At 47.5% G+C, this 7,173-nt stretch carries 3 protein-coding genes; 1 reads left to right on the forward strand and 2 read right to left on the reverse strand.

Going from position 1 to position 7,173, the window contains the following annotated elements; translation table 11 throughout:
* Positions 1 to 449, forward strand: a 449-nt coding sequence (locus QUF61_RS17740) for a PD-(D/E)XK nuclease family transposase (protein WP_289682892.1), incomplete at its 5' end; no start/stop codon positions are given.
* 293 nt (positions 450 to 742) lie between these two features.
* On the opposite strand, the gene QUF61_RS17745 is transcribed toward QUF61_RS17740, so the two are convergent.
* Positions 743 to 5,506 carry an Ig-like domain-containing protein gene (locus QUF61_RS17745; protein ID WP_289682893.1) on the reverse strand — a complete coding sequence of 1,588 codons (4,764 nt, stop codon included), beginning with the start codon at positions 5,504 to 5,506 and terminating at the stop codon, positions 743 to 745.
* A 166-nt stretch (positions 5,507 to 5,672) separates the two neighbouring features.
* Positions 5,673 to 6,920 (reverse strand): hypothetical protein, encoded by a 1,248-nt coding sequence (locus QUF61_RS17750; RefSeq protein WP_289682894.1) that lies wholly within the window; start codon positions 6,918 to 6,920, stop codon positions 5,673 to 5,675.
* Positions 6,921 to 7,173 lie beyond the last annotated feature (253 nt).

Genomic DNA, 7,173 nt, shown 5'->3' on the forward strand with positions numbered 1-7,173 from the left:
AACTGACCTATATTTATCTGGAAATGCCCAAATTTACAAAAACAGAAAATGAACTTGAAACTCATTTCGATAAATGGCTTTATGTGTTGAAAAACCTCGAAAATTTGACCTCTCGCCCAGCTTTATTGCAAGAAAAGATTTTTGCCAAGTTATTCAAACAGGCAGAAATTGCCAATTATGATACTACAGAATATGCAGAATATGAAAACAGCCTGAAAGTATATCGAGATTTAAAAAATACTATAGATACTGCTTATAACGAAGGAAAAATGGAAGGAAAAGTCGAAGGTAAAATCGAAGGTAAAATCGAAGGTAAAATCGAAGGCGAAGAAATAGGTTTGGTTAAAGGAGCTAGAAAAACAGCGAAAAAAATGAAACAAGCCGGGTTTGAACTAAAAATAATTGCTCAAGTAACGGAGTTGAGTGAAAAAGAAATTGAAGAATTGTAAATATAGTATTTTTCTCGTTCCCAACCTCCAAGAAAAAATTCAGGACACCCAAGAAAATATTACGCTCTTGATGAGCAAGGGGATTAATCCCCTTGTCAATTATGATATTTATCAAGGTAGCCATGTAGCCAGGTAGTCAGCTATAGAAAAGACAACGTTTTTAGGTCTTCGTAAGTTGTTGTCTTTTCTATAGTCTGACGGTCTCAGGAATGCCTTGCTTCCTATGACAGGGTGGGTGTTGTCCATCCAATAAACTTTAATATTGGTACTGGACTTACACGGAATTTTGCCCACTAAAAAACAAAAATATTAGTAATATCTGTGCTGATCAGGAGGTTCGCACCGCTGACGCTGTATTGGGTGTAATCCACCCCGGCAATATTCACCGGCCCCGTATTATTCCAGCCCTGGCCTGTGGAAAATACGCTGCTGCTGGCATCCCCCGTGACAGCCAGCGTTGCGTTATCAGCCATATTTAATACGTCACTGGCTTCCAGAATCAGTTGATTGTCAGCGCTGCTGGTGCTGCCCGTTAAGTTGATATTTTCAATGCCCGTTACTTGTAATTGTTGAGCAACGGGCAAAGCGCGGTTGGCAATAAAGTCCAAACTTTGATTCTGCGCCAGCAACAACAAGGTATCATTACCTGTGCCGCCATCCAGCAGGCCGCCACTGGTGACAGATGCCAGTTGCAATACATCATCCCCGCTACCAGCTTGTAAACGGTCAAGGCCGCCGCCACCATTAAGCACGTCATTATCCGCGCCGCCCTGTAAAATATCGTTACCAGTGCTCCCCGTCAACTGGTCATTACCAGCATTACCAACCAGTACATTGGCGCTATGGGTAGCGGTTAAAATATCATTGGCATTACCACCAATTTGTATATTATCGGCTTCGACTTCAACATCCGCGTTTGCGGTGCGTCCTTGTGCATCGGCAACCTGATATTGAAAATGTATGGTATCCGTATTAACCTGTTCAGCATCAACAAATAAAGCCACTGAGCTGCCGCTTAAACTGACATTCACGCCGGGATCACTGCTGTTAACGGCATTCATCGTCAGGCCCACGCCCGGATCATTTGCCAGCAGACTATCCTGCGGAATCAACAGCGGTACATTAAAAGATTCGACAAGCACATCATTTGCAACCAATGGCGATACGCTGACTTCAATCATGCGTCCGCTACTGTCTATAGCATCAGTGCGATTACTGGCCTCGGCAAAACTTTCATATAAATTAAATTCAATACTTTTGCTATCGGCAGCATTGACCGGACTGTCAAAATTAACCGCACGAAACAGCGTTTGCAGTGCCTGAGCACCCACTATGCCATCAAAACTCAGTAAGATCCCCGTAGGCAATAACCCCAGTTGTGCAATCGTGCTGCCATTGTAAGCAATGTTATTTCCATCCACGCTTAAACCTGCCATTGGGCGTATAAAAATACGTTCTCCGGTATCCAGATCGGTGCTGTCTACACGTAAATAACGGGTTTCGCCTGCGGGTACAAAATCCATATTGCTGATAGTGGCTTGTGCGTCAACACTGACTGCACCGCTGGTATTATCATAGGCTAATGGCGTACTGGCATTGGGTAAAACCAGAAACTGTCCGGTTAAGGCCTGCGGCGTTAAAGCAACGCTTGCGCTGGCACTGCCCCCGGCATCATCGAAGATGCTGTAATCAAAACTGCCGCCTTCCTCTTTAAAATCTGTATCCGGGGTAAAGACCAGATTCCCCTGATCATCAATGGCAATGCTGCCATTATCAGCGTTACCTGCTGATACCAGACTCAGTGGATCACCATCCGGGTCATAATCGTTGTCCAGCAGACTGCTGGCGGTGATGATGCTGGGTGATCTGGCAGATATGATGGCAGTATCATCAGTGGCAATCGGTGCTTGATTATCCATGCGTAGTGTCACCTGTGCACTGCTTTGCGCGCCTTGTTCATCAGCAATCAGGTAACGAAATCCCCCACCCAGATTCTGCGCAAATGCAGCATCCGGGGTAAAACTCAGTATTCCATTATCCAGCAGCACACTGCCGTTGATTGCCTGATCCACGCTCAGCAGCGTTAAGGGTTGATTTTCCGGGTCATGATCATTGGCTAATAACTGCGTTGCAGGCAGGCTTAGCACACTATCGGCATCAGCCACAGTCAGCACATCATCTATTGCTTGTGGTGGCTGATTAGCTGGAGTCGCTGCAAATAAAATCTGCACATTGGCTTGATCCACGCCACCTTGACCATCGCTGAGCGTGTAACGAAAACCACCTGTACTGATATCAGCATTGTCTGTCTGGGGGGTGAAGTCTATACGGGTGATATGCTGATTAGCCGGATCGCGAATGACATCCAGGCTGCCGTTAACAGCATCACTGACATGGATAATTTGCAGGCTGTCGCCATCAATATCCGTATCATTACTTAACAAATCTTCTGGATTAATGGAGATACTGCGCTGGCTGAGACGAAATTGATCATCAAGCGCCTGTGGTGCTGAGTTGATATTAGTATCAGTTTCAGTAAAAACTTGCAGATTTAACAGACCATTGACACTGGCACCTGCGTCATTGTCCAATTGCTCCGTCACTTCATAGGACAGCGTAATCTGTCCGTTAAAATCAATATCCGTCTGTACTTGCAGGGTTGTAATCTGCCCGTCTTCCCCGCTTAATAAGCTTAATTGATTGCCATGCTCATCAAAAAATAACCCCTGATTATCAAGCAGCATTTCACCACTTTGTACGGCTGTCAGTTGTAATGGATCTTGTTCAACATCCTGCACATGCATTAACAAATCCCCTGCCCCCAGGGTAAACGTCTCACCGGCTTGTACGGGTATTTCAATAACGGGCTTTAAGAGTTGTGGGGTATCATTAACGGGTGTTATATCCACCCGAATGGAAGCAAATTCACTGCGCGCGCCTTGCGTGTCTTCCACCTGATATTGAAACCAGGCGCTGCCATGATAATCCTGATGCGGGGTATACAAAATATCCTTGCCATCATCGCTGAGACGCAATAAACCCCGGGTTAAATCGGCATCGGATTCGCTACGCAGGTCAGTGATGTCTCCCAGGCGTAATTGTTCTGCGCCGCTATCCACATCAGTGGCTTGTGCCAATATGCCTGCAACAGGAATCGATAACAAAGTATCTTCCTGCATGGTAAAACTCAGCATTTCGGCTTGCGGCGCATCATTAACCGGCATGACAAACAGGGGCACAGTAACCACTGTTTCAGCCATTTCCTCTCCTGCTTCAACATCACCAGGCACACGGTAACTGAACTGATCAAAGCCAAAATAATCCGTGACGGGGGTATATAACAAGGTCTGTGTATCCAGCATTTGCACATGGCCTTGTTGCGGGGGGCTATCCAGCCCAATAATGTCATTTGTAACAGGAATATGCAGGGCTTCATCTTCCTGTAAAAATAAGGTATCCGTTGGCAAATCTTCTGGCAGCGTAAAAACGGGTGGCTCTGGCGGCACTTCTGGAGGCACCTCTGGCGGCACTTCTGGTGGCACTTCTGGTGGCACTTCTGGTGGCACTTCTGGCGGCACTTCTGGTGGCATTTCTGGCGGCACTTCTGGCGGCACTTCTGGCGGCACTTCTGGCGGAATAACGGGTACATCAGGGGGTGGCTGGGGAAAGCCACTGTCCACCGGGGGTAATTCTGCTGATTCTAAATCTTCAACAAGCTCTGGCGGTTCTGCCATTTCCGGCGGTTTTTCAGGTGCTAAGTCAGCGGAACCGGGAGGTGGTGCCAAGTCATTAACATTCTGGGATTCCGGGGCTTCTGTAAAACTGGATGGTGCTTGCTCTGGTGGTGGCTTGCCAGCTTCTCCTGGCATGGTAGGTGACATAAATGCGGGTGCAGGTGGATAAGCAGATTCTCTGGATTCATCATGTTCTTTACCCTGCTCAACTTTGCTTGCAAAATGTGGACGCGCTTTTACTGATTCTGCTTCATGCCCATGTTCTGATGCACCTTGTGTGTCATCTGCTTTTTCACCTTGCTTCTGCTGAGGTCGGGTATGTTCTCCAGCTTTATGCTCACCAGCTTCATGTCTTGCAGCAGGACTGTCCAGGCGACCCTCAAGCCCCTCGCCCATACCAGGTATATTATGTAATTCCTGAGCATTTAACGGCGCAAGGCTGTTTCTGAAACCGGAAATAAAATCTGAACTGGCTGATGATATGCCCGCACCTTCCTGAGGCAGCAGCGGAATATCAATCCGGGTGCCGGATTCAAATACTGAAAATTGTTGTTGGCTGTAACGTGAAACAATATCGATTAGACCTGAGGTATGTAAAATCACGGTAGAACCGTCGCCCATGACTTCACCATCAATCTCGCTGCCACGAATGCCGATAACCGCTGAAGGGGTTTTCAGGCGGGTATGCGTGCCTTGATTGTTTTCTGCAATACCGCCACTGATAAAACGAAAAATACCACTGAAAATGCTGGCATCAAAACTACCCGATTGGGCGTTTTCTTCATAGTCATAATTTTCCAGCGTGGCGCGGGATAAGGGGCCTAGCTGAAAAACAGTCCCGTCCAGCAGGGTGATCTTAATATAGGTGCGTGGGCCGGTAATAATCGTGTCATTGATATAAATATTGTCATTTTGCTGAATGGTGCGACTGATGCCATTAATGTTGACCGCTTCCGCAGGCCCTTCTATGACAATGGTGGCGCGACCAATTTTGATCATGGTTTGCGCCGCAGGCTGGGCGCGGTTATCAGCCACTTCCCAGCCCGGCATCTGCGGGGAAAGCGCTGCCAGCACCTGTGCGGGAGAAATCAGTACACCATCAATACCCTGCAAAGATGGCGGCTGGTTCAGTACAAAATAATCTTCAACAACTTGTTGCCGGGCAAAATGTTGAATAATTAAATCATTACCACTACGGTAATACTGGGCATCGCCAAAGCCGCTGATGTCAGGCACTGGTATGGTATTGGATGTGACAGGAGAGACAACGGCTGGTTGAGACGTTGTTTCAGGACTTATGTCAGATGGTTTTGTGGCATACATGATGATCTTCTCCAGAATCGATTTACCGCATGATTCACTCTGCAAACTGTAAACCAAATGTGGTAAAAATACACCCTGAAATTTATCCAGTGGCATGATTTATATGATTCAAGGGAAAAACAGTAATATCTTCCAAATGTTAATAGCATCTAAATAATCTGGATTTTTATGTATTGCTTTCTATACGCAGTCCCCGTCCAATTAATAATAAGGCGGGCCAGAATAAATAAGCCAGAATTTCCAGGTTTTCCCCAAAAGTATATAAAAACAGGATTAAAGTCATCGCTAAACCTACGCGGGCGGTGGGGCGTTTCTGGGCGTAATACAGCAGGCTGACAAAAGTCCATAACATGGGCACCAGCAGTGCCAGAAAACCAACAATGCCTTTGACAAATAATAGCCCGTACCAACTGTGGTGCGAGCCTATGGGCATGAATTCCACCAGATGCGGGCCGGATTCGACAATACCGTGTCCCCACAGGGGGGTTTCGCTGCGCCAGCGATGCAGGGCGATTTCTCCCAGCATGGCGCGCACGCGGGTTGAATCGGCGCGTGCGCCCTTAAATGTGGCAATTGCAGTTTCCGCAAAGTTGATAATACGGTTGGCAGTGATACCTGCCAGGGTTGCGACAAAAGCCCCGGCAAACCATAACCAGGGGCGTAGCAGGCTGCTCAGTCCCCAGGTGGATATAGGCACAAATAACATGGCAACCAGCGCCAGACGGGATTTGGACATGAGGATGATGGCAAGGCAGGCCAGTATGCCGTAAACCCGCCAGCGTCCTGTTTCCTGCAAGGCAAAAATAAAATAAATATTTGCGACAAAACCGGCGGCAGGTGCCCAGGGCGTGAAAAAACGCCAGCGTGGACTGCCGTTGCCGGGGTCTATTTCGTATAAAACTACCGCAAAAAACTCCGGCCCTGGGCCGCCAACGGCTTTTAGTGGCGAGATGTACAGGGTTTCCGGCAGGTGCAGGATATAGGCGAGTATAAAAACCGGTAATAACCACAGGGTTTGTTTGCCTACCATGCAGGCTGCGCGGTAAATGAGCGCGGGGCGAATATCCAAACAGGCACCGAGCAGCGGGAAAATCGCCAGCAGCGCCCAGCCTTTGGCCCAGCCTATGGTTGATTTAATCAGCTTGCCTAAGCCGAGATCAGCCTGTAGGTGTCCTCCTAGCAAGGCGACTTCCATCACCAGCATGGCTGAAATCCATACCCATACGGTGAGGGGAATTGCCTGTTGGTTTTGGTTTAAATAATACTGGCTGAATAAATGCAGCAATAATATCCAGGCAAGCACGGGGGCAAGAATATATAAGCCGCCGATGATGTAAAAACCATAGGTACCTATAATTGCGTACCAGACACAGGACTCAGCAAAATTTTCTGGCTTAATAGCGGGGCTGGACATGGTGTTATTGTCTCATTCCAGTGCTGCCCGGGATGTTAGTAATCAATAACTTACGCTAAGCATTAAGCATTAAGCGAGCATTTATGCTTGCCTATAACTAACAATCAAGCACTTAGCAATTTGGACACTAAACAACCACCCGCTAAAAGACGGGTGGGTTAGAGCGTTTGGCGGCTGAAAGCCGAGATACAGGGCGGACAAGCCCTGTTGTTTAGCCCCAACGGGGCGCATTAATATAGCCAGGGGTAACACC

Origin of the sequence: Candidatus Venteria ishoeyi (genome assembly GCF_030378065.1) — a bacterium.
GTDB classification, from domain to species: Bacteria; Pseudomonadota; Gammaproteobacteria; order Beggiatoales; family Beggiatoaceae; genus Venteria; species Venteria ishoeyi.

What these genes read in the sequence shown, in the direction of transcription:
- QUF61_RS17750 (WP_289682894.1), bottom strand. Translation starts at nt 6,920, where the DNA reads ATGTCCAGCCCCGCTATTAAGCCAGAAAATTTTGCTGAGTCCTGTGTC.
- QUF61_RS17745 (WP_289682893.1), bottom strand. Translation starts at nt 5,506, where the DNA reads ATGTATGCCACAAAACCATCTGACATAAGTCCTGAAACAACGTCTCAA.